Source organism: Bradyrhizobium arachidis (assembly GCF_015291705.1).
Taxonomy (GTDB): Bacteria; Pseudomonadota; Alphaproteobacteria; order Rhizobiales; family Xanthobacteraceae; genus Bradyrhizobium; species Bradyrhizobium arachidis.
Map to the genome: position 1 here is coordinate 9782759 of NZ_CP030050.1, position 24547 is coordinate 9807305.

Here is a 24547-nt window from a genome sequence, read left to right on the forward strand (position 1 = left end):
ACACGATGCTAGGCGAAAAGGTCGAATAAAGTTCTAATGGAGTTGTCGGAAATCAGCAGCGGCAGTACTGCAAAACCATCGCGATTTTCCGGGAAAATTCGGCAAAAGTCGCGACGCGATCTGAAATGACGCTTGTCATTCAACAGCTTGAAGACGTGGCGCGCATCGAATGATGGCGACACGCCGATTGGGCATTCGCGGCGTGATGTCACCAACGCCCGTCGTCTCACGGCGCGTGCCGCATCCTATGCTTCGCGCGACGCCCGATCGCCCACAGCGTCAGGTTCCAGACGATGCAGGTTGCGAGTGCAAGGCACAGGCCGATGGCGGAGCCAAACCACACGACCGCGACGTGCATGACAGCAATCGCCATGCCGAATCCGAGCAGCCCCCAGGCTGAATTGGCGAGCACGGCGGCGGTCGGCGGACCGCCGATGCGCGGATGCAGGATCACCATGATGCTGGTGAACACGATCGGGTAGAGCGCGATGACGCCGCTCACCCGCGGGCCGACCCAGCCCGAGGTCGAGACCACGATCGCAACCAACGTCGCCACCAGCGAGGCGCGGAACGGGATGTCGTACCAGCGGCGCGTCACCAGCGGCATCTTCGCGTGGCGGTATTTTGCGAGCAGAGGAATGCAGATGCCGAAGGCGACCAGGTTCACGGCAAGGCCGGCCGTCAAGCTCCAGTCGAACAGGCGAATGATGGAGGCCAGCACGATCCACACCGCGACCGCGCTTCCGACACTCACCAGCAGATTGTTCCGCTGCGCCAGCACGACATAGGTGAGCCCGAGGACGATCGTCGCCGCGTTGACCGGAAGGCTCGCCAGCGCGCCTTGCGCGATGAAGGCTGCGTCATGGTCGATCGCGAGGAAGACATAGGACGGCCCGGCCGAGATCGGCAGCGTCGCCACCAGCGCGCCGATCACCGGACCGGAGCGTTCGGTGATGATCGACGCCGACACGACGAACGCCGCCGCGATCGCCATGCGCAGGAGAAGAATGAGAATGAAGTGGAGGTCGAGGGACATTTTTTTGTTTTTGTCGTCGCGGACAAGCGAAGCGCGAGCCCGGAATCCATAGCCACAGGCCGTGGTGGTTGAAGAGCTGGAGCTACGACCCGTCTGAAGTCACTACGGCCTGGGGTTAGGGGTCCCAGGCTCGCGCCAAGCGGCGCGCCCCGGGACGACGCCGATTGTTGGGTTAGGCCCTCGCGTCACATCCGCTGCATCGACACCGAAACCTTCGGGCCGTTCTTGATGGTCTGGTAGACCACGCAATAGCGCTCAGTGAGCTTGAGCAGGAGGTCGAGCTTGTCCTGCGGCGCATCGGTGTCGACCTCGAAGCGCAGGCGGATCTCCGCGAAGCCGACCGGGGTCTCCTTGTCGACGCCGAGCGTGCCGCGGAAATCCAGATCGCCCTCGGCATAGACTTTGCCGGTTTTCAGCGGCACCTCGATCGCGGTCGCCACCGATTTCAGCGTGACGCCGGCGCAGGCGACCAACGCTTCCAGCAGCATATCGCCGGAGCAGAGTTCGAGGCCGGAGCCGCCGGTGGCGGGGTGCAAACCGGCCATCGCGATGGCGCGGCCGGTCTCGACCTTGCAGGCGATGCCTTCGCTGTCGGTGGAGCCCTTGGCCTTCAGCGTGATCATCGCGGCCTTGGGATCGGTCTTGTAGCGTTCCTTGATCGGGGCCTGCATCTGGCGCAGTTCGGCGGCGTCCATGTTGTTCTCTCCCGGAAAATACGCCTGCCGATGTACCGGCTTAAGGAGCGAATGTCACCACCACATGGCCTGACCGGGACCCTGGGTTGCGTCACGGTCGGGCACGCTGCGGTCGAGCGAGCGGTCGAGTGACGTCAGCACACTCCGCTTGAAGGTCTCGAACAGCGGCGAATTGCGGTCGCGCGGCCGGCCGAGATTGATCTCGATCTGGTCGAACAGCCGGCCCGGCCGCGGCCGCATCACCAGCACGCGGTCAGCCAGCACCACGGCCTCGTCGACGTCATGTGTGACGAGGATCAAGGTCGGGCGCGTGTCGGCCCAGAGGTCGAGCAGATGATCCTGCAGATCCCTGCGGGTGAAGGCATCGAGCGCCGAGAACGGCTCGTCGAGCAGCAGCACCTCGGGCTGCGGCACCAGCGCCCGCGCAATCGCGACGCGCTGCGCCTGTCCGCCGGAGAGCTCGCGCGGCCAGGCCTGCGCCTTGTCGGCGAGGCCAACACGATCGAGCGCGCGCGCCACTTTCTCGCGCCGCTCGGCCGCGGGCAGATCCGCAAGGCCGAAACCGATATTGTCGGCAACGCTGAGCCAGGGCAGCAGCCGCGGCTCCTGGAAGATGATGCCGATCTTGGCGTGCGGCGAAGAGATCGCTTCGCTGTCGAGCGTCACGGCGCCGGAGCTGGCGCGGTCGAGACCGGCGATGGCGCGGAGCAGCGTGGACTTGCCGCAACCGGAGCCACCGATGATGGCGATGATCTCGCCCTGCCTGATCTGGGCGGAGAAGCGCGCCAGCGCCTCGACGCCGTTGGGATAGATCTTGCTGACCCGGTCGAGCGCCAGCATCGTGTTACGCTCCCTTCGCGCGGGAGAAGGCGTCCTGCCAGCGCAGGAACGGCGCGGCTGCGACCTCGATCAGCCAGTCGGTGAGCTTGCCGAGGATGGCGAAGATCACGATGGCGGCGAGGATCTGCGCGGGCTTGCCGAGCTGCTGGCCGTCGAGCAGGAGATAGCCGAGGCCTTCGGAGGCGCCGATCAACTCGGCCGCGACGACGAACATCCAGCCGAGACCAAGGCCGACGCGCAGGGACACGACATAGGCCGGCAGCACCGCGGGCAGCAGGATGCGGCGGATCATGGCAAAGCCGGAGAGGCGGAAGGTGCGGCCGACCTCGACGATCTTGCGATCGACCGAGAGGATCGCGCCCATCACGCCGAGATAGACCGGGAAGAACACACCGGCCGCGATCAGCGCGATCTTGGAGGTCTCGAAGATGCCGAGCCAGAGGATGAACAGCGGCACCCAGGCGAGCGAGGGGATCGCGCGCAAGGCTTGTACCGTGGGATCAAGAAGCCGCCGCGCCAGCGACCAATAGCCGGAGATGGCACCTAACAGCGTGCCCGCGACCACGCCGAAGGCAAAGCCGAGACCGACGCGCCACAGCGTCGCGGCGATATGGCGGACCAGCTCGCCGGAGCGGGCGAGCTCGCTGATGGTGGCAAAGACGCGCGAGGGCGGCGGCACCAGGCGCCCGTTGGACCAGCCGGACCAGACCACCAGCTCCCAGCCGAGCGCGAGTGTCAGCGGCAGCAGCAGTCCCAGCATCGGCCGCCCGTAGCGCGACAGCCGCGAAGGCGCGGCGGCACGTTCGGCGGGTTCCGAAGTTTGTTGCAGGACTGGCGCGTCGGAGATCATGGCCGGTAGGAAGCGCGTCTTGTGTGAGATTGCAAGGGTGCGCGGCAATCTCCGCTGTCGCCCCGGGCAAGCGAAGCGCAGATCCGGGGCCCATAACCACAGGACGACGTGGCTACGGGGACTCGGAGTGACGCCTTCGCACCACAACCACTCCCTGGGGTTATGGGTCCCGGGTTCGCTTCGCGCCCCGGGACGACGACGGAATGTGCTGCGCCGGCGTGCCGCTTACTAATTCGTCGGCAGCGGGACCTGGTCGTCGATCAGCGCATCCAGCGTCGCCTTCACGTCGACCTTGGCGTCGACGACGCCGGCTTGCTGGAGCGCGAGGCCGGCGGCGAGGATCGACTCGCGCTGGGGCGCGCCGATGCGGCTGTGGGTCAGCTCGGTGCGCTCCTTGAGCTGCTTGTCGACGACCGCCTCGGGCAGCTTCGTCACCGCGATGAAGGTCTTCTTCAGCTCGTCGTAATTCGCCAGCGAATATTTTCGCGCCTCCTCATACACCGCGAGCACGCGACGGGCGGCGTCGGGATAGTCCTTCAAGAACTGCTCGCGCACATTGAGGATGCCCCAGGTGTTGGCGTCGGCCTTGCGATAGAACAGCTTTGCACCTTCCTCGACCTCGGCCTGCGCCATCATGGGATCGAGACCGGCCCAGGCATCAACGTCGCCGCGGATCAGCGCGGTCTTGCCGTCGGCGTGCTGGAGCAGCACCGGCGTGATGTCCTTCTCGGTGAGACCGGCACCGAGAAGTGCGCGTACCAGGAAGATGTGCGGATCGGTGCCGCGCGTCACCGCGACGCGCTTGCCCTTCAGATCAGCAACGCTTGCGATCTTGGAATCCTTGCCCGTCACCAGCGCGGTCCACTCGGGCCGCGAATAGACATAGATCGACTTGATCGGATTGCCGTTGATGCGCGCGACCAGCGCCGCCGAGCCGGCGGTCGAGCCGAAATCGATCGAGCCGGCGTTGAGGAATTCGAGCGCCTTGTTGGAGCCCGCCGACTGCACCCAGGTGATGGTGATGCCGTCCTTGGCGAACTCCTTCTCCAGCAGCCCCTTCTGCTTCAGGACCATCGACACCGGGTTGTAGGTTGCCCAGTCGATGCGGATCTCCTTGAGCGGGTCCGCCGCCTTTGCCGCGGGGGTCGCGGCGAGCGCAATGGCTCCCGCGAGCAGAATGCGTCGTGTCATCCAGGTCATGCCCAGCCTCCTCAAAAACTTCATTGTTTTTCAATGAGTTATATCTAGAGGTCAACGAGAAAATCCGACCCTTGAAAGCCTGCGGCGCGAGAACAATTTGCTCCCGGCCGGCCTTTTCCAGCATGGAACGACTATTGCCTGAGAATGGCGGGTGACAGCGCGGGTCACCTCTTATATCCGATGAGACCCCATATTCGGTGAGACATGGATAGCGTCGCGACTGAGCAGAAGCCTGAGGTGGACGATCGCTTCGATACCGCGCGGATCACAGCCGCGGTCGATGCGCTTGCCGAAAAGCATGAGGGACGCGAGGACGCGTTCCGCACTGCCGTCGCGCAGTTGCTCAAGGCCGAGCTGATCGCGGCGCGCGCCGCGGCGCAGGCGATCCTGCTCAAGGACCGCCACGGCCGCCGCTGCGCCGAGCGACTGTGCCATGTCCAGGACGAGATCATCCGCATCCTGTACTCCGCGGCGACGCGCCATCTCTACCGCTCGCCGATCCCGAGCGGCGCCGAGCGCATGGCGGTGGTGGCGACCGGCGGCTATGGCCGCGGCCTGATGGCGCCCGAGTCCGACATCGATCTCTTGTTCATCCTGCCCTACAAGCAGACCGCCTGGGGCGAGCAGGTCGCCGAAGCGATCCTCTACTGCCTGTGGGACATGGGGCTGAAGGTCGGCCACGCCACGCGCTCGGTCGATGAATCGATCCGCCAGGCGCGCGGCGACATGACCATCCGCACCGCGATCCTGGAGACGCGCTTTCTCACCGGTGATCAGCCGCTCTACGACGAGCTGGTCGCGCGTTTCGACAAGGAAGTGGTGCAGGGCACCGCGTCCGAATTCGTCACCGCAAAGCTCGCCGAGCGCGAGGAGCGGCATCGCCGTGGCGGCCAGTCGCGCTATCTGGTCGAGCCCAACGTCAAGGACGGCAAGGGCGCGCTGCGCGACCTGCACACGCTGTTCTGGATCGCCAAATACGTCTATCGCGTGCGCGACACCGACGAATTGGTCGAGCGCGGCGTGTTCGACGCGCAGGAATACCGCAGCTTCCGCCGCTGCGCCGATTTCCTCTGGTCGGTGCGCTGCAATCTGCATTTCTATTGCGGCCGCGCCGAGGAGCGTCTCTCCTTCGACCTCCAGCGCGAGATCGCGATCCGGCTCGGCTACACCTCGCATCCCGGCATGCAGGATGTCGAGCGCTTCATGAAGCACTACTTCCTGGTCGCCAAGGAAGTCGGCAACCTCACCGCCATCCTCTGCGCCAAGCTCGAGGACCAGCAGGCCAAGCCCGCGCCGGTCTTGAGCCGGATGATGGCGCGGCTGCGCCCGACGCCGGCGAAGCGGCGCGTGCCTGACAGCGACGACTTCATCGTCGACAACAACCGCATCAACGTCGCCGCGCCTGATATCTTCAAGCACGATCCGGTCAACCTGATCCGCATCTTCCGCCTCGCGCAGAAGAACAACCTCGCCTTCCATCCGGACGCGATGCGCGATGTGACGCGCTCGCTCGGCCTGATCAACGCGCAGCTGCGCGAGAATCCCGAGGCCAACCGGCTGTTCATGGAGATCCTGACCTCGGACAACGCCGAGATCGTGCTGCGGCGAATGAACGAGACCGGCGTGCTCGGCCATTTCATTCGCGCCTTCGGCAAGATCGTCTCGATGATGCAGTTCAACATGTATCATCATTACACCGTCGACGAGCACCTGATCCGCTGCATCGGCTTCCTCCAGGACATCGAGCGCGGCGGCATCGAGGAGTTCACGCTCGCCAGCGACCTGATGCGCAAGACCCGCCCCGAGCACCGCGCGGTGATCTACATCGCGACACTGCTGCACGACGTCGCCAAGGGTCGGCCCGAGGACCACTCGATCGCCGGCGCCAAGGTCGCGCGCCGGCTGTGCCCGCGGCTCGGCTTCAGCCCGGCCGACACCGAGCTGGTGGCCTGGCTGATCGAGGAGCACCTCACCATGTCCACGGTTGCACAGTCGCGCGACCTGTCGGATCGCAAGACCATCGAGAATTTCGCCGCGGTCGTGCAGTCGGTCGAGCAGATGAAGCTGCTCACCATCCTGACCACCGCCGACATCCGTGGCGTCGGCCCGGGCGTGTGGAACGGCTGGAAGGCGCAGCTCTTGCGCTCGCTCTATTACGAGACCGAGCCGGTGCTGACCGGCGGCTTCTCCGAAGTCGATCGCGGCAAGCGCCTCACAGCCGCCTACGCCGAATTCCGCAACGCCTTCGCCGAGTGGCCGGCGGACGAGCTCGATGCCTATATCGCCCGGCACTATCCGGCCTACTGGCTCAAGGTCGAGCTGCCGCGCAAGATCCGCCACGCCCGCTTCGTCCGCTCCAGCGAGCAGGCCGGCCACAAGCTCGCGATCAATGTCGGCTTCGACGAGGTGCGCGGCGTCACCGAGCTGACCATCTTCGCCGCCGACCACCCCTGGCTGCTCTCGATCATCGCCGGCGCCTGCGCCTCCGCCGGCGCCAACATCGTCGACGCCCAGATCTACACCACGACCGACGGCCGCGCGCTCGATACGATCTCGATCTCCAGGGAATACGACCGCGACGAGGACGAGGGTCGGCGCGCCACGCGCATCGGCGAGATGATCGAGGACGTGCTGGAGGGCAAGCTGCGCCTGCCCGAAGTGGTGGCGCGGCGCACCGTGCGCAGCAAAGCGCGCCCCTTCGTGATCGAGCCGGAAGTGACCATCAACAACCAATGGTCCGACCGCTACACCGTGATCGAGGTCTCAGGCCTCGACCGGCCCGGTCTGCTCTACGAGCTCACCACCGCGATCTCGAAGCTCAATCTCAATATCGCCTCGGCCCATGTCGCGACCTTCGGCGAGCGCGCCCGCGACGTGTTCTACGTCACCGACCTCCTCGGCGCACAGATCAACGCGCCGACGCGGCAGTCCGCGATCAAGAGCGCGCTGACGCATGTGATGGCCGGCGACAAGGCGGTTCAGCCGGCGGCGTGACTCTCGTCATTGCGCGCTCGCGGCTAAGGGGCCCAGACCGCTTACCAATCATCGTGCCGGCTTTTGTTCGGAGTGCCGTAGCGCTTTCACCAGTGCTGACAGCGCGGCTGGTTGATGCTGGCGACTGGAATAATACATGAAGAAGCCGGGAATTGGCGGCGTCCAATCCTCCAGCACCCGAACAAGGCGGCCCTTCGCAATATATCCGGCGACCTGCTCTTCATAGGCGAGCCCGATACCAACTCCAGCGAGCGCTGCCTGAATCACCAGATGAGTATCGTCAATTATCAGTGGGCCGTTGACGTTGATCGTGACCGACTTTCGACCTTGCTCAAACTCCCACCGATATGGACCGCCGGCAAGACGCAGGGTAATGCACCGATGATCGTTGAGATCTTTTGGCTTTTCGGGGGGGCGTCGTGAAGCGAAATATCGTGGCGACCCCACAACCGCCAATCGCAGTTCGGGCGTGACACGAACCGCGATCATGTCCTTTTGAATGTACTCGCCGAGCTGGATACCCGCATCGAACTCGCCTGCAACGAGGTCCACGGGGCCAGTGACCGTGACAACGTCCAGAATGATGCCAGGGTAGGCCTCAGCGAAAACTCTGAGCCGCGGCAACAAGACCATCACCGCAGCTGATCGCGACATTACAATTCGAAGGCGACCTTCGGGTCGGTGCCGAATGCTCCGGGCTTTGTCGAGAGCATGACGAATTTGCTCGAGCGCCGGAGACAAGTCTTCCAGGAGCGCTGCCCCCGCGGCGGTGGGCGAAACGCTCTTGGTAGTTCGAGCGAGCAGCCGCAGCTCAAGCCGTTGCTCAAGCCTCCGGATCGTATGGCTCAAAGCAGACTGAGACACACCCAGTTTTATCGCAGCGCGTGTAAAGCTTCGTTCACGGGCCACAATTGCAAACGTGGCGAGATCGTTCATTTCGTTTGTCATCATCATGAATATCACTCATGAGATCATGCCATTCAAGACGTCTATTCTCATAAGTTAGCTTGCCGTAGGTTTTGCGCGAGCACGGAGACGACCTGCCGCAGCTTTCTGCGAGGCAGGTAGACGCCGGGCCGCACCAATGAGTTCGATGCGACAGCTTTGAGGATGACAATGGATACGGACGTTCCCGCCTTGCGCTCCCTTGCGCAGACCTATTTCGATGCTGCCTATGAAATGGATGCTGAAAAATTTGCATCCATATTTCACCCCTCGAGTTCCGTGACAAAAGTCGCCGAGGACGGCAACGTGGGCGTGACGCCGATTGCGTCATGGCTAGCAGTGGTCCGCAACACGAAGGCTCCGAAGCAACTGGGCTTCGAGCGAGAAGATCAGATCCTATCAATAGACGTTGAAAGAGAGCTTGCGCTTTTGAAAATCAGATTGCGCATTCCGCCGCGTTCCTTCACGGACCTGTTGTCATGCTTGAAGGTGAACGGGACCTGGAAAATAGTGCAGAAAGTGATGACCTCAAAAGTCTGACGGATTCGGGTATGGCGGGCTGTGTCCACGATGCCGGTGCGGTCGTAGGCACGGTTCACTCAACACATTCTGAAACGGGCTCTCAGACCTCCACCCCTTCATGCCGCAGCAGCCACCTCTTCCGCTCCAGCCCGCCGCCATATTTCACCAGTGAACCATCCGCGCCGATTAGGCGGTGGCACGGCAGAACCACGCTGATCGGGTTGGAGCCGTTGGCGTGGCCGACGGCGCGAATGGCCTTCGGCATCTCGATCCTGGCGGCCATCGCGCCGTAGCTCATCGTCGTGCCGGCCGGGATCTTTGCCAGCGCGGTCCAGACCTTCTGCTGGAACGGCGTCCCGGCGATCCGCCACGCGATGCCCGAGAGCTGACCGAGATCGCCTTCGAAATAGCGCGACAGCGCTGTCCGAATCGGTGCGGGCGCAGGCTGATCGGTCAGATCCACCGCGCCGTAATGCAGGCGCAACAGCTCGCGCATGCGGTGCTCGTAATCCTCCCAATCGAGCGCACGAAGATTGCCCTCGGCATCGGTGACGAGTAGCGCGATCCCAATCGGTGTCGGCAGGCGATCGAGGCGGAAGCTTACAGACGGTCTGGTTGATCGAGCGGGCATTGCGGCACCATGGCGTCGAAACACAGCGTCGCGTTTGCCATGGCGGCCGTGCTAACGTCCACCCGAAAGCTGACGCTTTGGGGGAGCTCACCTTGATTCTGATCGCCAATGTCCTGGTGGCGCTGGTCGCCGCACTGCACGCTTATTTCCTGGTCCTGGAGATGTTCCTCTGGACCAAGCCGACGGGTCTGAAGGTGTTTCGCAATACGCCTGAGAAGGCCGAGATCACGAAGGTGCTCGCTGCCAACCAGGGGCTCTATAACGGTTTCCTCGTCGCCGGCCTGATCTGGGGTCTGGTCCACGGCAATCCCGCGTTCGCGTTCCAGATCAAGGTGTTCTTCCTGCTCTGCGTGGTCGTGGCGGGCGCCTATGGTGCGGCGACCGTCAGCACGCGCATCCTGATCGTGCAGGCGCTGCCGGCGGCGATCGCGCTGGCTGCATTGTTCCTGGCTTAATAGTCCTGACCTGAGACGCTACAACGCAGCGCCGCGATCCTTGCGCGGCACCTCGCGTTCCTCCACACTCTCCGGCAGCGATGGCGACCGTTGCAATCAACGGGAAAAAGACCGTCGGCCGGAAAATTCCGTCAGGAGGAACATCCCAACATGAAGACTCGCAGAGCCTATCTAGCTGCCACGGCGGCGCTCGCCTTCGCGTTCTCCGCCACCCAAGCTCTCGCCCAGAAGAAATATGACACCGGTGCGAGCGACACCGAGATCAAGATCGGCCAGACCGTGCCGTTCTCCGGCCCCTACTCCGTCTACGCCAACATCGGCAAGACGCAGGCCGCCTACTTCAAGATGATCAACGATCAGGGCGGCATCAACGGCCGCAAGATCAATCTCATCCAGTATGACGACGCCTATTCGCCGCCGAAGACCGTCGAGCAGGTGCGCAAGCTCGTCGAAGGCGACGAGGTGTTGTTCACCTTCCAGATCATCGGCACGGCCGCCAATGCCGCCGTGCAGAAATATCTCAACGGCAAGAAGATCCCGCAGCTGCTCGCCTCGACCGGCGCTGCCCGCTTCAACGACCCGCAGAACTATCCCTGGACCATCGCCTATAACCCCAACTACGTGTCCGAGGGACGCATCTACGCCAAGTACATTCTCAAGGAGCATCCCAACGCCAAGATCGGCGTGCTCTACCAGAACGACGACATGGGCCGCGATTATCTCGCGGGGCTCAAGAGCGGCCTCGGCGACAAGGCCGCCAGCATGATCGTCGGCGAGGTGTCCTACGAGGTCACCGATCCGACGGTGGACTCGCAGGTAGTGAAACTGAAGTCGATGGGCGCCGACCTTTTCTACGATGCCTCGACACCGAAGTTCGCGGCGCAAGCCATCAAGAAGGTGGCCGAGCTCGGCTGGAACCCCGTGCATATCCTCGACATCAATGCGAGCCCGATCTCAGCGACCCTCAAGCCGGCCGGCCTCGACATCTCCAAGGGCATCATCTCCACCCAGTATGGCAAGGAGCCCAGCGATCCCCAGTGGAAGGACGATCCGGGCGTGAAAGCGTTCTTCGCCTTCATGGACAAGTATTTCCCTGAGGGCGACAAGCTCAACACGGTCAACACCTATGCCTATTCGGTCGCCGAGCTGCTGACCCAGGTGCTGAAGCAATGCGGCGACGACCTGTCGCGCGAGAACGTGATGAAGCAGGTCGCCAACATCAAGGACTTCACTCCGAGCTTCGCGCTGCCCGGCATCAAGATCAACACCGGGCCGAACGACTATCGCGTCAACAAGCAGATGCAGATGATGAAGTTCAACGGCGAACGCTGGGAGCTGTTCGGACCGATCATCGAGGACACGGGCCCGTCGGGTTAGCGATGACGTAGGGTGGGTTAGCGAAGCGTAACCCACCCTATTTCGATCTGCGGAAGCAGAAGTGGTGGGTTACGCCCAGCGGACTGCGCTTCGCGCAGCCGCAAGGCTAACCCACCCTACGAACTGCGTGCCCTCCCCCACCTTGCGTCGCAACAACGCCTCCTCCACACTCGCCCTCAGCGGTGACGTCCGACGCGCGAGTGCACGCCGGTCAGATCACCTGCAATAACAAATTGAGGAAATTGCGAATGAGGAATGGAGTACTGCATCTGGCCACGGCAACGGCGCTGACCCTCGCGCTGTCGATCTCTGCGGCCAGTGCCCAGAAGAAATATGATCCGGGCGCCAGCGACACCGAGATCAAGGTCGGGCAGACCATGCCGTTTTCGGGACCGGCGTCGGCCTATTCGTCGATCGGCAAGACCCAGGCCGCCTATTTCAAGATGATCAACGACCAGGGCGGCATCAACGGCCGCAAGATCAACCTGATTCAATACGACGACGCCTATTCGCCGCCGAAAGCCGTGGAGCAGATCCGCAAGCTGGTCGAGAGCGACGAGGTGCTGCTGACCTTCCAGATCATCGGCACGCCCGTGAACGCAGCGGTGCAGAAATATCTCAATGCCAAGAAGGTGCCGCAGCTGTTCGCGGCGACCGGTGCCTCGCGGTTCACTGATCCGAAGAACTTTCCGTGGACCATGGGCTTCAATCCGAACTACTTCGTCGAAGGCCGCATCTACGGCCAGTACATTCTCAAGGAGCATCCGAACGCCAAGATCGGTGTGCTCTATCAGAACGACGACCTCGGTAAGGATTATCTGAACGGCCTCAAGGCCGGCCTCGGCGACAAGGCCGCCAAGATGATCGTGACCGAAGCCTCCTACGAGGTCTCCGATCCGACCGTCGATTCGCAGATCCTCAAGATCAAGGACGCCGGCGCCGATCTGTTCTTCAGCGCGACCACGCCGAAGCAGGCCGCGCAGGCGATCAAGAAGATCGCCGAAATGGGCTGGCATCCAGTGCAGATCGTCGACATCAACGCGACCTCCGTCGGCGCGGTGCTGAAGCCGGCCGGCCTCGAGGCCGCCAAGGGCCTCATCAGCGTCAACTACGGCAAGGAACCGCTCGATCCGACCTGGAAGGATGATCCCGGCCTGAAGAGGTATTTCGACTTCATGGCGAAGTACTATCCCGACGGCGACAAGGACTCGAACTTCAACACCTACGGCTACAGCACGGCGCAGCTGCTGGTGCATGTGCTGAAGCAGTGCGGTGACGATCTGACGCGCGAGAACGTCATGAAGCAGGCGGCCTCGCTGAAGGACGTCACGAGCGACACCGCGCTGCCCGGCATCAAGGCCAACACCTCGCCGACCGACTACCGCGTCAACAAGCAGCTTCAGATGATGAAGTTCAGCGGCGAGCGCTGGGAGCTGTTCGGCCCGATCCTAGAGGATGCGGGTCCGGCGGGTTAGTTCTCTCGCTGTCATTCCGGGGCGATGCGACAGCATCGAACCCGGAATCTCGAGATTCCGGGTTCTGCTCTCCGAGCCGCCCCGGAATGATTGAACACGAAGGCGTGGATGGCCGGGTCAAGCCCGGCCATGACGGTGGAGATTCGCTCCGCCGCAATCAAGTCGGTATCTCCCCAAAATTCTTCCCGACCGGCAGCACGGCGTGCCGGATCAGCCGCGAGTCCTCCACCGCCGCCTGCCTGTGCTTCACCGCCTCGCGATAGACGGGATCGCGGATCATCTCGACGAAGGCGGCGACGCTCGGATATTCCGCGATGAAGCAATGGTCCCAGCGTTCCTCCTGCGGGCCGATCAGCATCAGCTCGAACCGGCCCTGCCAGACGATGCGGCCGCCGAGGCGTTCGAACACCGGGCCGCTCTCGCGGCCATAGGCGGCATAGGCCTCAGCGCCGCTCGCCTTGCGGCCATCAGGATAGGCGGCTTCTTTGCGCAGGCGCACCAGGTTGAGCATGTGGATCGGGCCCGGGCGGTCATTGTCCCGGAACTGCGCAAAGATCTCCTTGGTCGGATCGATGTGGCCCATGCGAACTCCCTCTTCTTTATGCATTCGATCCTAACTCCCACGCCTCGGAAGCGGAACTGCGGCGGGCGAATGCCGCATCTCCTAATCGCGCGTTAACGCCGGGGTAACCGGGCCTTAAACAGCGACCGCTAGCGTGCGGCGGGGCGGTCTGACCGGGCGTTTTGCGTATGGCGTGGGGAAAGAAGAAGGGTGGGCGGAAGGAGCCGTTGTTCGGCTTGCCCGCGGCGCTCGCCGATCTGCGCCTGACGGCCGCGGACCGCATCCCCGGCGGCGACGACACGCCGAAGAAGTCCACGAAATCATCCGCCAAGCGCAAAGCCGACGAGCCCGACGAGGAGCCGCCGCGCGAGCGGAAGGCTCAGCCAAGCCGCAGCGGCGCCAAGCGAAGGTCGAAGTCGCGCGGAGGGTTCGGCCTCGGCCGTCTCATCTATTGGGGCGCGGTGTTGAGCCTGTGGGGCGTGATCGCCGTGATCGGCGTCGTGATCTATGTCGGCGCCCATCTGCCGCCGATCCAGTCGCTGGAAATCCCCAAGCGCCCGCCGACGATCCAGATCGTCGGCATCGACGGCAGCATGCTGGCGCAGCGCGGCGAGATGGCCGGCGCCAATGTCGCGCTGAAGGATCTGCCGCCTTATCTGCCGAAGGCGTTCATCGCCATCGAGGACCGCCGCTTCTATTCGCATTTCGGCATCGACCCGATCGGCATCCTGCGCGCCCTCGTCACCAACGTGCTCCATCGCGGCGTGTCGCAGGGCGGCTCGACCCTGACGCAGCAGCTGGCGAAAAACCTGTTCCTGACCCAGGAGCGGACCATGCAGCGCAAGCTGCAGGAGGCGGAGCTGGCGATCTGGCTGGAGCGCAAGCACTCCAAGAACGAGATCCTGGAACTTTATCTGAACCGCGTCTATTTCGGCTCCGGCGCCTACGGCGTCGAAGCTGCCGCGCAAAAGTATTTCGGCAAGTCGGCGAAGAACGTCACGGTCGCGGAAGCCGCGATGCTGGCCGGTCTCGTCAAATCGCCCTCGCGCCTCGCCCCGAACCGCAACCCCGAAGGCGCCGAAGCGCGCGCGCAAATCGTGCTCGCGGCGATGGCGGATGCGAAGTTCATCACCGACGCACAGGCGCAGGCCTCGATCGGCCATCCCTCCTACAATGTGAAGCCGGCCGGCGCCGGCACGGTCAATTACGTCGCCGACTGGATCGGCGAGGTGCTGGACGATCTGGTCGGGCAGATCGACGAGAGCATCAAGGTCGAGACCACGATCGATCCGAAGCTGCAGAGCGTCGCCGAAGCCGCCATCATCGACGAGCTCGCAGCCAAGAGCGTGAAGTTCAATGTCAGCCAGGGCGCGCTGGTGGCGATGACGCCCGATGGCGCGGTGCGCGCCATGGTCGGCGGGCGGAACTATTCCGAGAGCCAGTACAACCGCGCGGTCACGGCGAAGCGCCAGCCGGGCTCCTCGTTCAAGCCGTTCGTGTATCTGACCGCGCTCGAGCAGGGCCTGACGCCCGACACCGTCCGCCAGGACGCGCCGATCGAGGTCAAGGGCTGGAAGCCCGAGAACTACACCCATGAATATTTCGGCGCGGTGACGCTGACCCAGGCGCTGGCGATGTCGCTCAACACGGTCGCGATCCGCCTCGGCCTCGAGGTCGGGCCGAAGAACGTGGTGCGCACCGCGCACCGGCTCGGCATCTCCTCCAAGCTCGAGCCCAACGCCTCGATCGCGCTTGGCACGTCGGAAGTCTCGGTGGTCGAGCTGGTCGGCGCCTATGCGCCGTTCGCCAATGGCGGCTTCGCGGTGACGCCGCATGTCGTGACGCGGATCAGGACGCTCAGCGGCAAGCTGCTCTACATGCGCCAGCCGGACGAGCGCAATCAGGTGATCGATCCCCGCTATGTCGGCATGATGAACGCGATGATGCGGGAGACGCTGATATCAGGCACCGCAAAGAAGGCGGAGATCCCGGGCTGGCCGGCCGCCGGCAAGACCGGCACCAGCCAGGATTACCGCGACGCCTGGTTCATCGGTTACACCGCGAGCCTCGTCACCGGCGTCTGGCTCGGCAATGACGACAACTCGCCGACCAAGAAGGCGACCGGCGGCGGCCTGCCGGTGGAGGTCTGGTCGCGCTTCATGAAGACGGCGCATGAGGGCGTGCCGGTGGCGGCCTTGCCAAACTCGCAAGCTAGCTGGGGCCTCTCGAACCTTGCGCAAGCGGCCTCGCAGATCTCGCCGCCGACACCGGCCGCGCCTGGACTTGCACCGGCGCCAGTCAGCAATGGCGGCTATCGCCCGCCACCGCCGACGCGCGCCAATGTGCGGCCGGAGGCAGCCGCGGGCCTGGATGGCTGGCTGATGGACCGGCTGTTCGGCGGGAATCGGTAGCTTCGGCCTGGGGTCATCGAGGCCTCGAAACCGAACTGCGAAAACAACCCCATGCACAGTAGGTGGTGATATCAGGCGCTGTGCGCGGTGGATGGTGCGAAGCGCTTGAAGCGACGGGGCAAATGACGCGTCTCGCGCAAGGGTCGCGGAGTGTGGCGAGAATCGAGCAAGGCGCGCGGACGTCACCTCGTCCTCTGCTGTCATTCCCCGCGCAGGCGGGGAATCCAGTACGCCGCGGCTCCTCGATTCAATCACTGCCGTCGCGGAATACTGGATCGCCCGCTTTCGCGGGCGATGACCTTGTTTGCTGGGCTGGCAGCCCGCGCCTCCCCGCTGCCGCTTCGGCAAGTCCTGCCTAGCGCGGCAAGATTCTCCGCGGGGCCGCAGCTCCCTAAAAGCAAAAACACCAATCTCTTCAAGCGCCCGTCAGCGGCCCGGGATTTGCTCTCACAGGTTGTGCGAGTACAGGAGAGCGTTCCATGATTTCAGGTGTATCCAACGGCGCGTTGCCTCAGCTGCGGCCTGCGTCAACGTCCACGTCGAGCGCGACATCGGGTCTCCAGCCGGTGGTACCGGATGCGAGTGACGCTGCGACCGGGGGCTTCCGGATCGACGTCTCGCAGGTCAAGCCGCTGACAGGTGCCAAGCCGATCTCGGCGGCGGATGATCCGTTCCTGCGCGACCTCATGGCAACGCACTGGCTGATCTCCCACGAGACCAGTGCGCCTGAATCGTCCGTCCCCGACAATGCACCGGAGAACGTTTATGCTCAGGTCAAGGTCGACGGCAAAGTGGTCGCCACGCTGTACAATGCCGGGTCTTCGGCGATGACAAACCAGGCGGCCGCCAAGATCGGCAAGCTCGAGGATCCTCCCGGTTTGAGCGGGCCGGATCTGGCGCAATGGAGGGCCGACCAATACGCCGAGCGGCTTGGCGGCACCGTCGAAAAGGCGCCCACCGCCATCACGCAATCGCAGTGGACGCCGCGTGAAAGCAAGTCCACGACCTATAGCCGCGAGCAACTCGACGCCGCGTTCCAGGCGATGCTGGCGGAGGGGCAGAAGGCGACAGCGCAGCAGCAATCGTCGTATGCGGCGTCACGCGCGCAGGCGGGGACGAGTGCGGATTTCAGTGCGTGAAGGTTGCTTGATGCCGCCGCACTCTTCGCTGTCATTCCCCGCGAAAGCGGGGAATCCAGTACGCTGCGGCGTCTGGGCTTAACAAGAACGGCCTCTGGAATACTGGATCGCCCGCTTTCGCGGGCGATGACACCTTCCAAGACGCTGGCGGCGAGCCCTAATCCTCGGCCCCGTACCGGTGCAGGTCGTTGCCGTGCGTATCGAGCCACTTCTTGGCGCGCTCCATTGACGGGCAGATCCTGCCGCAGACCCGCCAGAACCGCGCCGAGTGGTTCATCTCGACGAGATGGGCGACCTCGTGGGCGGCGAGATAGTCGAGCACGAAGGGCGGCGCGAGGATCAGGCGCCAGGAGAACGACAGCGAGCCCGCCGAGGTGCAGGAGCCCCAACGGCTGGACTGATCGCGGATCGAAAGCCGCTTCACCCTGACGCCGAGTTCGTCGGCATAGGTTTCCGCCGAGCGCTGCAGATCGCGGCGCGCCTCGCGCTTGAGGAAGTCGCCGACGCGGCGATCGACATGGTCGAGCCCGCCGGCGACGCAGAGAATGCGTTCACCGCTGTCGCGCATCTCGGTCCACACCGTGCCGCGCTGACCGGCGCGATGAACGATGCGATGGGGCGTGCCGCGAAGCGGTATCACTGTGCCAGGTTGGAACGGCGCAGCCTTCGGCAGACGGCCGAGGCGTGCCGCGATCCACGCGCCGTGACGCGACGCAAAGTCCTTCGCCTCAGCGAGTGTGCCGCGCGGCGGCATGGTGAGGATGGCTTCGCGGTCGCTCGGATGAATTCTGAGCGTGTAACGGCGCGCTCGGCGATGTCTGCGCAGGCGAATCGCAAAGAATTGCGATCCATGGGTGATGACGAGGGTCTTTGGTTCGTGGGGCCGCCGATAGAGGAGCGCGCGTGTGGCCATGTCTGTGAGTCCGGGGAGCAGGAGTTCGCCCGGATTCTGCCATAACCGCCGCCAGGGAAAGCGCTCGGCGCAAAAACAAATCATTTGCCCAATATACAGGGGTCTGACGTCCGGGAGACCCTACAGACTGGGGTTGGAACCCGCTTTTTTCGCCCCCGCCGGACGCATGCGGCACCCCCAAGATGTGAGGACGGACTCACTCCTACAGCGCTACCTAAATACCTCGAATCTGGCGGGAACCAAGCCCTCCCGAAGCCTCCGGGAGGACCTGAAATTTCGACGGGAAAGCCGAAATCGCGCCTAGAGCCGCCCCGATGTAATCGGAACGGCTCTAGATTCTTCTTTTGACGCGTTTTCTTTACGCGAACCGGTCGCCACTTCGCTCGAAAACGCTGTTACTCGGCCGCGAGAGCCTGCAACGAGGTCGGATTCGCCGCCGAGACCATGAAGTCATGAATGCGCGGAACGATTTCCGACTTGAATCGCGATCCGTTGAACACGCCGTAATGTCCAACACCCTTCTGGACGTAATGAACGCGGCGATGATCGGGGATCGAGCTGCACAAAGTGTGCGTCGCTTCGGTCTGACCGAGCCCGGAGATGTCGTCGTTCTCGCCTTCGACCGTCATCAACGCGACGCGGGTGACCTTGGAGGGATCGACGCGCGTTCCACGATGGGTCATCTCGCCCTTCGGCAGCGAGTGCTTCACGAACACGGTGTCGACGGTCTGGAGGTAATACTCGGCGGAGAGATCCATCACCGCGAGATATTCGTCGTAGAAGTCGCGGTGCTTGTCGACGAGGTCGCCGTCGCCCTTCACGAGGTTGGCGAACAGACGCTTGTGGGCGTCCATGTGCCGGTCGAGGTTCATGCTGATGAACCCGTTGAGCTGGAGGAAGCCCGGATAGACGTCGCGCATCATGCCCGGATGCGGGAACGGCACCTTGGTGATGACGGTGTTGCGGAACCAGTCGATGCCGCGCTCCTGCGCGAGCTTGTTCACCGCGGTCGGATTGCGGCGGGTGTCGATCGGGCCGCCCATCAGCGTCATCGAGGTCGGCACGAAGGGATCGCGCCGCGCTTCCATGATCGAGACGGCCGCGACAACAGGCACGGAGGGCTGGCACACCGCCATCACATGGGTGTTGCCGCCGAGGACGTGCAGCATCTCGATGACATAGTCGATGTAATCGTCGAGATCGAAGCCTTCGCTGAGCGGCACCATGCGTGCATCGGCCCAATCGGTGATGTAGACTTCATGCGCCGGCAGGAAGGCCTCGACCGTGCCGCGAAGCAGGGTCGCATAGTGGCCGGACATCGGCGCGACGATCAGCACGCGCGGCTGCGGGCTGCGCAGCGGACGGGCGAACTTGCGATCGAAGTAGAGCAGCTTGCAGAACGGCTTTTCCCAGACCGAGCGGACCTCGACGGGGACGCGGATGCCGTTGACCTCGGTGTCGTCGAGGCCCCATTCCGGCTTGCCGTAGCGGCGCGTGGTGCGTTCGAACAATTCGCAGGCGGCGGCAACGGACTTGCCGACCTCGGTGCGCGCCCAGGGATTGAGGGGATTCTGAAACAGCAGCTTGGTCGCATCGGTGACCGCACGCGCCGGATTGAGAGAGGCCTGTGCCATCTCGTACATCCAGTACATCGGCGTCGTCAGGACCGGACTGCCTTCTGCAGCCAGGGGCGGCGCGCCGCCGAACTCACCAATAGGCATCGTCATATTCCTCTTCGCATCGCAGCATACTGCCGAATGCGTAATATTGCGTCAATGCATGCTTCCGTACATCTACGGAGCCGCCAGCGCTAAATCAGCCTGAATCCACGAGAAAGTGACGTTATTCACCGGCCGAGAGCAGCGAGCCGTGCTTTTTGGCGCTGCGCAAAAGGGCAAGGAATGCCCCAAAAGAAGCGACCAGAAGCACCGCGTTGATGAGCAACGCATCCAGCATCAGATCGCTCCTAAAGGTGTTCTCGATCAGCAGCGCGCGCATCCCTTCGAACACGTAGGTCGGCGGCAGCGCCCAGGCGACATATTGCAGCCAGACCGGCAGCACGCTGACGGGATAGTAGACGCAGGCCAGCGGCATGATCGCGAACATCAAGGTCCAGACGATGCTCTCCGCGCCGAGGCCGTTTCGTACGACCAGGCCGGAAACGAAGATGCCGACCGACCAGCTGGTGAAGATCAGATTGCAGAAGAAGGCGATCAGCGGCAGGCCGAGGGCGTAGACGTTGAAGTGAAATAGGAACAGCGCCAGCAGCGTCATCGGAATGACGCCGATGGCGAGCCGGATCAGGCTCATGATCATCAGCGACAGCAGAAACTCGATTGGTTTCAGCGGGCTCATCATGAGGTTGCCGAGATTGCGCGCCCACATCTCCTCCAGGAAGGAGATGGAGAAGCCGAGCTGGCCGCGGAACAGGATGTCCCAGAGGATCACGGCGCCGATCAGCGTGCCGCCGGCGCGGGCGAAGAAGCTGGCGTTCTGCGCGATGTAATACTGGATGAAGCCCCAGGTGATGACCTGGAGCGCCGGCCAGTACAGCAGCTCGAGCAGCCGCGGCCAGGACGACAGCAGCAGGTACCAGTAGCGCAGGATCATCGCGCCGATGCGGTGGGCGGAGATGCCGCGGTGGAGGGAGAGCTCGGTCATAACGGCACCGTGTAGCCCGGATGAAATCTGTCATCCCGTGGCGCGACGTAGTCGCGAGCTATGATGCGCAATTGCGCATCTGAGGATCCATAACCACAGGATTGAATTTGGCGAAGACTCGGAGTTGCCAATCTCGCCCCACAACCATCGCCTGTGGTTATGGATTCCGGGCTCGCGCTCCGCGCGCCCCGGAATGACAAACGAATACGGCTACCCCTCACCTCGCCGCCTCCTTCGCGCCGTTCACGCGGCCGCGCGCGACGTCCAGAAACACCTCCTCCAGCGTGGTGCGGTTGTAGCGAGCCATGATGGCCTCCGGCGTGTCGTCGTCCTCGATGCGGCCGCGCTTCATGATGATGACGCGGTCGCAGAGTCGTTCGACCTCGAGCATGTTGTGCGAGGCCAAAAGGATGGTGGCGTTGTTTTCCTTGCGATAGCTCATAAGATGCGCCCGCACCCAGTCGGCGGTATCGGGATCGAGCGAGGCGGTCGGCTCGTCCAGCAGCAGCAATTCGGGCTGGTTGATCAGCGCCTTTGCCAGCGCGACGCGGGTCTTCTGCCCGGCGGAGAGTTTGCCGTTGGCGCGATCGATGAAATCGGTGAGGTCGAGATCGTCGGCGAGTTTTGCGATGCGATCCGAGAGATGCTTGACTGCGTACAGCTTGCCGAAAACTGTCAGGTTCTGGCGTACCGTGAGCCGCATCGGCATGTCGACATAGGGGCTCTCGAAATTCATCCGCCCCAGCACGGCCGCGCTCTCCTCGGGCATCTCATGACCGAGCACCTGCACGCGGCCGGAGGTCGGCAGCACCAGGCCCATGATCATCGCGATGGTCGTGGTCTTGCCGGCGCCGTTGCCGCCGAGCAGCCCGGTGATGCTGCCGCGCGGCAGCGAAAAGGAGATGTCGTCGACGGCGCGGGTCTGCTTGTAGACCTTGACCAGATGATCGACCGCAATCGCCGGGGAGCTGTGCTCCGCGACAGTCGGCCGACTTGAAGCCTTGCCATTCTCGGTCATGCTGGCCGTTCTTCTGCTATTGCAGCGGATAGCGCAAGGCTTGTAATCCGGTGGTTCCGCCAGCCCTGCGCTTGTGATCGAGAAGGCACCGCCACATTGGCCGATATGACCGAAATCGCCGCTTCCGGCTTCCGCCCCGCGCAGCGGCATATCCGGCTCGACACGATCCTGCGGCTGCGCTGGCTCGCCGTGCTCGGCCAGCTCGCCGCGATCTTTATCGTGGCGCAGGGGCTGGAGTTCAACGTCGAGATCGTCCCCTGCGTCAGCATCATCGCCCTGTCGGCGGCGCTCAATCTGGGACTCCAGACCGCGGCCAATCCGATGCAGCGGCTGGAGCCGATGCAGGCGGCCGGGCTGCTCGCGCTGAACATCGTGGAGCTGGCCGGGCTATTGTTCTTCACCGGCGGACTGCAGAACCCGTTCTCGTTCCTTTTCCTCGCGCCGGTGCTGATCTCGGCGACCGCGCTGCCGGCCCGCTTCACCTTCGGCCTCGGCCTCCTGGCCGTTGCCTGCGCATCGATCCTGTTCTTCTTCCATTTTCCGCTGCCCTGGGATTCCGACGATCCCCTGGTGCTGCCGCCGATCTATCTCGTCGGCGTCTGGCTCTCGATCGTGCTCGCGATCGGCGTCACCAGCCTCTATTCGTTCCAGGTGACCGAGGAGGCGCGCAAGCTTGCGGACGCGCTGGCCGCGACCGAGCTGGTGCTGACGCGCGAGCAGCATCTGACCCAGCTCGATGGCCTTGCCGCCGCCGCCGCGCACGAGCTCGGCACGCCGCTCGCGACCATCTTCCTGATCTCGCGCGAATTGGAAAAGACCGTGAAGGATCCGGTCTTTGCCGCCGATTTGAAGACGCTGCGCGAGCAGACCCAGCGCTGCCGCGACATATTGAGCAAGATCACCCAGCTCTCCTCCACCGGCGCGCCGTTCGACCGCATGAAGCTGTCCGAGCTGATCGAGGAAGTGGTGGCCCCGCACCGCGATTTCGGTGTCGAGATCAAGGTGCGGATCGCGGTGACGGCCGCCGCCGAGCCGGTCGGCTCGCGCAATCCGGCGATCCTCTACGGCGTCGGCAACATCGTCGAGAACGCGGTCGATTTCGCCCACACCACCGTCGAGGTCAATGCCTGGTGGAACAAGGACGCGATCGAGCTCGTGATCTCCGACGACGGCCCCGGCATTCCCCCCGATATCCTTAACAGGATCGGCGAGCCCTATCTGTCGCGGCGGCGCACCGTCGATGACGTCGGCGGCGAGCGGCGCGGCCTCGGGCTTGGCGTGTTCATCGCGCGCACGCTGCTGGAACGTACCGGCGCCAAGGTCTCGTTTACCAACCGGACCTTCCCGGAACACGGTGCAGTGGTGCAAGTCACGTGGCCGCGAGAGCGTTTTGAGGCTATCGAGACGCTCGAAGAAACAATAGGATAGACCGCGACCTAGGGTCGCACAGCAGGGCCGATCGACTATAGGCGGCCTTGGCACCGCCCGATTGCGACGCCATATGTAGACGCGCTGGAGAGAGGACAACACCTTGAACGCCATCGCCGAACTGAACGAACAGGCCGACCGCTCGCTGCTCATCGTGGAAGACGACAAGCCGTTCCTGGAGCGGTTGTCGCGCGCGATGGAGACCCGCGGCTTTGCTGTGACGTCGTGCGACACCGTCTCCGACGGTCTTGCGCAGATCGGCAAGGCGGCGCCGGCATTCGCCGTCGTCGACTTGCGGCTCGGTGACGGCAACGGCCTCGACGTGGTCTCGGCGCTGAAGAAGAAGCGTCCCGACGCGCGCGCGATCGTGCTGACCGGCTATGGCAACATCGCCACCGCCGTGACTGCGGTGAAGATGGGCGCGATCGATTATCTGTCCAAGCCCGCGGATGCCGACGACGTCGTCGCCGCGCTGCTTTCGACCAGCGCGGAGAAGTCCGAGCTGCCGACCAACCCGATGTCGGCCGACCGCGTCCGCTGGGAGCACATCCAGCGCATCTACGAGATGTGCAACCGCAACGTCTCGGAAACCGCGCGACGGCTCAACATGCACCGCCGCACGCTGCAGCGAATTCTCGCAAAGCGCGCGCCGCGGTAGTTTTCCGCAACTACCGATCGCTCACCGTCACCCTGAGGTGGCCGCGCAGCGGCCCTCGAAGGGCGACGGCCCGGCTGCATCGGGGCCGTGCATCCTTCGAGGCTCGCTACGCTCGCACCTCAGGATGACGGATCGACAGGTATCGTAGGGTGGGCAAAGGCGTGAAGCGCCGTGCCCACCATCTCTAATTGGTGGGCACGCTTCGCTTTGCCCACCCTACGGCACCTTTGTTCGCGGCGCCGCTATTCCCAAAAATCCGCGTGGCCTTGCGGATCGACCAGGCGGTTGATCCGTAACGCTGCCGCCATCGCGAAACGCACCGTCATCTGCTTGCGCGTCGGCGCGGGCAGCTTGTGCTCGGGCGCCTCGCACTGCATGTGCGCGCCGTAGGCGTCCGCGACGATCAGGCCGGTATCTCCAGGAAAGATCTCGCACGGCAGATCCTGCGTGAAGGCGAAGAACAGCCGGTCGCAATGGGCGCGGTATTCGTGCCATTTCTGGTCGGCGCGCAGATCCTCGACCGACGATTTGATCTCGACGATCCAGATCTCGCCGCGCTCGTTCAGCGCGACGAGATCGGCGCGCCGGCCCGAGGGCAGCGGCAATTCGCTGATGCAGGAGAAGCCGAGCGAGCGCAGCAGCCGCGCGGTGCCGCGCGCGATGGCGAGCGCGGTCTCGGACTGGCGACGGTCCGGCGGCGGAACAAGGGCGACGTTGCGGGCGGTATTGTCCATGGC

At 63.8% G+C, this 24547-nt stretch carries 23 protein-coding genes; 9 read left to right on the forward strand and 14 right to left on the reverse strand.

Annotated features, from left to right (window positions below; translation table 11 throughout):
• Positions 1-8: 8 nt before the first annotated feature.
• The 6 genes from WN72_RS46100 to WN72_RS46125 form a co-directional block, all read right to left on the reverse strand.
• Complete coding sequence (locus tag WN72_RS46100) at positions 9-212, reverse strand: hypothetical protein (RefSeq protein WP_141263456.1); 204 nt, start codon at positions 210-212, stop codon at positions 9-11.
• 14 nt (positions 213-226) lie between these two features.
• Positions 227-1036 carry a hypothetical protein gene (locus WN72_RS46105; protein ID WP_092211917.1) on the reverse strand — a complete coding sequence of 270 codons (810 nt, stop codon included), beginning with the start codon at positions 1034-1036 and terminating at the stop codon, positions 227-229.
• A 185-nt stretch (positions 1037-1221) separates the two neighbouring features.
• On the reverse strand, positions 1222-1731 hold the full coding sequence (locus WN72_RS46110) for an OsmC family protein (RefSeq protein ID WP_092211915.1): 510 nt from the start codon (positions 1729-1731) through the stop codon (positions 1222-1224).
• Between the two features lie 54 nt (positions 1732-1785).
• On the reverse strand, positions 1786-2571 hold the full coding sequence (locus tag WN72_RS46115; protein ID WP_092211913.1) for an ABC transporter ATP-binding protein: 786 nt from the start codon (positions 2569-2571) through the stop codon (positions 1786-1788).
• A gap of 4 nt (positions 2572-2575) precedes the next feature.
• Positions 2576-3421, reverse strand: a complete 846-nt coding sequence (locus tag WN72_RS46120) for an ABC transporter permease (protein WP_027563286.1) — start codon at positions 3419-3421, stop codon at positions 2576-2578.
• Positions 3422-3649: 228 nt separating this feature from the next.
• Positions 3650-4621, reverse strand: coding sequence for an aliphatic sulfonate ABC transporter substrate-binding protein (locus tag WN72_RS46125; protein WP_167380571.1), 972 nt, complete (start codon positions 4619-4621; stop codon positions 3650-3652).
• Between the two features lie 204 nt (positions 4622-4825).
• On the opposite strand from WN72_RS46125, the gene WN72_RS46130 reads away from it, so the two are divergent.
• The gene (locus WN72_RS46130) at positions 4826-7615 is read left to right on the forward strand and encodes a [protein-PII] uridylyltransferase (protein WP_092211909.1); all 2790 of its coding nucleotides are present in this window, start codon (positions 4826-4828) and stop codon (positions 7613-7615) included.
• Positions 7616-7663: 48 nt separating this feature from the next.
• On the opposite strand, the gene WN72_RS46135 is transcribed toward WN72_RS46130, so the two are convergent.
• Positions 7664-8566, reverse strand: coding sequence for a LysR family transcriptional regulator (locus tag WN72_RS46135; protein ID WP_430640351.1), 903 nt, complete (start codon positions 8564-8566; stop codon positions 7664-7666).
• A gap of 165 nt (positions 8567-8731) precedes the next feature.
• Here WN72_RS46135 and WN72_RS46140 point away from each other — a divergent pair, with 165 nt between their 5' ends.
• Positions 8732-9100: a nuclear transport factor 2 family protein gene (locus tag WN72_RS46140; RefSeq protein ID WP_027563290.1), complete on the forward strand. Its 369-nt coding sequence runs from the start codon at positions 8732-8734 to the stop codon at positions 9098-9100.
• 82 nt (positions 9101-9182) lie between these two features.
• On the opposite strand, the gene WN72_RS46145 is transcribed toward WN72_RS46140, so the two are convergent.
• Positions 9183-9713, reverse strand: coding sequence for a methylated-DNA--[protein]-cysteine S-methyltransferase (locus tag WN72_RS46145; RefSeq protein ID WP_092211905.1), 531 nt, complete (start codon positions 9711-9713; stop codon positions 9183-9185).
• A 98-nt stretch (positions 9714-9811) separates the two neighbouring features.
• On the opposite strand from WN72_RS46145, the gene WN72_RS46150 reads away from it, so the two are divergent.
• The 3 genes from WN72_RS46150 to WN72_RS46160 all read left to right on the forward strand — a co-directional run bounded on the left by WN72_RS46150 (position 9812) and on the right by WN72_RS46160 (position 13020).
• Complete coding sequence (locus tag WN72_RS46150) at positions 9812-10168, forward strand: DUF1304 domain-containing protein (RefSeq protein ID WP_181411744.1); 357 nt, start codon at positions 9812-9814, stop codon at positions 10166-10168.
• Between the two features lie 150 nt (positions 10169-10318).
• Positions 10319-11545 carry an ABC transporter substrate-binding protein gene (locus tag WN72_RS46155; protein WP_027563293.1) on the forward strand — a complete coding sequence of 409 codons (1227 nt, stop codon included), beginning with the start codon at positions 10319-10321 and terminating at the stop codon, positions 11543-11545.
• A 248-nt stretch (positions 11546-11793) separates the two neighbouring features.
• Positions 11794-13020 (forward strand): ABC transporter substrate-binding protein, encoded by a 1227-nt coding sequence (locus WN72_RS46160; protein WP_167380570.1) that lies wholly within the window; start codon positions 11794-11796, stop codon positions 13018-13020.
• A gap of 157 nt (positions 13021-13177) precedes the next feature.
• On the opposite strand, the gene WN72_RS46165 is transcribed toward WN72_RS46160, so the two are convergent.
• Positions 13178-13603 (reverse strand): DUF1330 domain-containing protein, encoded by a 426-nt coding sequence (locus tag WN72_RS46165; protein WP_092211901.1) that lies wholly within the window; start codon positions 13601-13603, stop codon positions 13178-13180.
• A gap of 167 nt (positions 13604-13770) precedes the next feature.
• On the opposite strand from WN72_RS46165, the gene WN72_RS46170 reads away from it, so the two are divergent.
• Together WN72_RS46170 and WN72_RS46175 are read left to right on the forward strand one after the other, a co-directional pair.
• Positions 13771-15993: a transglycosylase domain-containing protein gene (locus WN72_RS46170; protein WP_092211899.1), complete on the forward strand. Its 2223-nt coding sequence runs from the start codon at positions 13771-13773 to the stop codon at positions 15991-15993.
• Between the two features lie 479 nt (positions 15994-16472).
• Positions 16473-17132 (forward strand): hypothetical protein, encoded by a 660-nt coding sequence (locus tag WN72_RS46175; protein ID WP_027563297.1) that lies wholly within the window; start codon positions 16473-16475, stop codon positions 17130-17132.
• A 157-nt stretch (positions 17133-17289) separates the two neighbouring features.
• On the opposite strand, the gene WN72_RS46180 is transcribed toward WN72_RS46175, so the two are convergent.
• The 4 genes from WN72_RS46180 to WN72_RS46195 all read right to left on the reverse strand — a co-directional run bounded on the left by WN72_RS46180 (position 17290) and on the right by WN72_RS46195 (position 21724).
• Complete coding sequence (locus WN72_RS46180) at positions 17290-18129, reverse strand: M48 family metallopeptidase (protein WP_027563298.1); 840 nt, start codon at positions 18127-18129, stop codon at positions 17290-17292.
• Positions 18130-18440: 311 nt separating this feature from the next.
• A complete protein-coding gene (locus WN72_RS46185) occupies positions 18441-19766 on the reverse strand; it encodes a polyhydroxyalkanoate depolymerase (protein ID WP_092212391.1) in 1326 nt (441 codons plus the stop codon).
• Positions 19767-19887: 121 nt separating this feature from the next.
• Positions 19888-20706, reverse strand: a complete 819-nt coding sequence (locus WN72_RS46190) for an ABC transporter permease (protein WP_092211897.1) — start codon at positions 20704-20706, stop codon at positions 19888-19890.
• Positions 20707-20923: 217 nt separating this feature from the next.
• Entirely contained in the window at positions 20924-21724 is an 801-nt protein-coding gene (locus WN72_RS46195) for an ABC transporter ATP-binding protein (protein WP_092212390.1), read from the reverse strand.
• 105 nt (positions 21725-21829) lie between these two features.
• Between WN72_RS46195 and WN72_RS46200 the strand changes: the two genes are divergently transcribed.
• Together WN72_RS46200 and WN72_RS46205 are read left to right on the forward strand one after the other, a co-directional pair.
• The gene (locus WN72_RS46200) at positions 21830-23152 is read left to right on the forward strand and encodes an ActS/PrrB/RegB family redox-sensitive histidine kinase (RefSeq protein ID WP_027563302.1); all 1323 of its coding nucleotides are present in this window, start codon (positions 21830-21832) and stop codon (positions 23150-23152) included.
• 103 nt (positions 23153-23255) lie between these two features.
• Positions 23256-23810: an ActR/PrrA/RegA family redox response regulator transcription factor gene (locus WN72_RS46205; protein ID WP_027563303.1), complete on the forward strand. Its 555-nt coding sequence runs from the start codon at positions 23256-23258 to the stop codon at positions 23808-23810.
• 242 nt (positions 23811-24052) lie between these two features.
• Here WN72_RS46205 and WN72_RS46210 read toward each other — a convergent pair whose 3' ends face one another.
• Positions 24053-24544, reverse strand: a complete 492-nt coding sequence (locus tag WN72_RS46210) for an MmcB family DNA repair protein (RefSeq protein ID WP_092211895.1) — start codon at positions 24542-24544, stop codon at positions 24053-24055.
• Positions 24545-24547 lie beyond the last annotated feature (3 nt).

Coding starts and splice junctions, on each gene's coding strand:
- WN72_RS46160 (WP_167380570.1), top strand. CDS start 11,794: ATGAGGAATGGAGTACTGCATCTGGCCACGGCAACGGCGCTGACCCTC.
- WN72_RS46135 (WP_430640351.1), bottom strand. CDS start 8,566: ATGATGACAAACGAAATGAACGATCTCGCCACGTTTGCAATTGTGGCC.
- WN72_RS46120 (WP_027563286.1), bottom strand. CDS start 3,421: ATGATCTCCGACGCGCCAGTCCTGCAACAAACTTCGGAACCCGCCGAA.
- WN72_RS46200 (WP_027563302.1), top strand. CDS start 21,830: ATGACCGAAATCGCCGCTTCCGGCTTCCGCCCCGCGCAGCGGCATATC.
- WN72_RS46105 (WP_092211917.1), bottom strand. CDS start 1,036: ATGTCCCTCGACCTCCACTTCATTCTCATTCTTCTCCTGCGCATGGCG.
- WN72_RS46170 (WP_092211899.1), top strand. CDS start 13,771: ATGGCGTGGGGAAAGAAGAAGGGTGGGCGGAAGGAGCCGTTGTTCGGC.
- WN72_RS46185 (WP_092212391.1), bottom strand. CDS start 19,766: ATGCCTATTGGTGAGTTCGGCGGCGCGCCGCCCCTGGCTGCAGAAGGC.
- WN72_RS46165 (WP_092211901.1), bottom strand. CDS start 13,603: ATGGGCCACATCGATCCGACCAAGGAGATCTTTGCGCAGTTCCGGGAC.
- WN72_RS46140 (WP_027563290.1), top strand. CDS start 8,732: ATGGATACGGACGTTCCCGCCTTGCGCTCCCTTGCGCAGACCTATTTC.
- WN72_RS46175 (WP_027563297.1), top strand. CDS start 16,473: ATGATTTCAGGTGTATCCAACGGCGCGTTGCCTCAGCTGCGGCCTGCG.
- WN72_RS46155 (WP_027563293.1), top strand. CDS start 10,319: ATGAAGACTCGCAGAGCCTATCTAGCTGCCACGGCGGCGCTCGCCTTC.
- WN72_RS46115 (WP_092211913.1), bottom strand. CDS start 2,571: ATGCTGGCGCTCGACCGGGTCAGCAAGATCTATCCCAACGGCGTCGAG.
- WN72_RS46130 (WP_092211909.1), top strand. CDS start 4,826: ATGGATAGCGTCGCGACTGAGCAGAAGCCTGAGGTGGACGATCGCTTC.
- WN72_RS46210 (WP_092211895.1), bottom strand. CDS start 24,544: ATGGACAATACCGCCCGCAACGTCGCCCTTGTTCCGCCGCCGGACCGT.
- WN72_RS46180 (WP_027563298.1), bottom strand. CDS start 18,129: ATGATTTGTTTTTGCGCCGAGCGCTTTCCCTGGCGGCGGTTATGGCAG.
- WN72_RS46195 (WP_092212390.1), bottom strand. CDS start 21,724: ATGACCGAGAATGGCAAGGCTTCAAGTCGGCCGACTGTCGCGGAGCAC.
- WN72_RS46110 (WP_092211915.1), bottom strand. CDS start 1,731: ATGGACGCCGCCGAACTGCGCCAGATGCAGGCCCCGATCAAGGAACGC.
- WN72_RS46145 (WP_092211905.1), bottom strand. CDS start 9,713: ATGCCCGCTCGATCAACCAGACCGTCTGTAAGCTTCCGCCTCGATCGC.
- WN72_RS46190 (WP_092211897.1), bottom strand. CDS start 20,706: ATGACCGAGCTCTCCCTCCACCGCGGCATCTCCGCCCACCGCATCGGC.
- WN72_RS46125 (WP_167380571.1), bottom strand. CDS start 4,621: ATGACCTGGATGACACGACGCATTCTGCTCGCGGGAGCCATTGCGCTC.